The organism is Enterobacter sp. UNJFSC 003 (genome assembly GCF_036903355.1).
Classification (GTDB): Bacteria; Pseudomonadota; Gammaproteobacteria; order Enterobacterales; family Enterobacteriaceae; genus Enterobacter.
Genome location: NZ_JBAKHK010000241.1, coordinates 1 through 256, shown reverse-complemented (window position 1 = coordinate 256; position 256 = coordinate 1). Strand labels below are relative to the sequence as shown.

The following is a 256-nucleotide window of genomic DNA, read 5'->3' as shown; positions in this document are numbered from 1 at the left end:
CCATGATGGGCAAAATATTAGCCGGAAGATACAGCATGATGGACGTTACAAGCAGCGCGAGTGTCCACTGCAGGCTGTTTCTACGCCGAACGTACCCTTTGGTACTACAACGCGGGCACACGGGTTCATCAGCAGGAAGGATTGCCGTACAACAGGAGCACGAACGCAGCCCCTGACGTATCCCCGTGACGCCTGGTTTTAGCGGCTGGCGCAGTTCTGGCATCGGGGCGATGTCGTCCCATAACCAGCGACGATC

The 256-nt window shown here is 57.0% G+C and carries 1 pseudogene; it reads right to left on the bottom strand.

The features are described 5' to 3' along the window. Positions 1-256 (bottom strand): annotated as a pseudogene (locus V5P19_RS23975) (paraquat-inducible protein A); the annotation flags it as partial.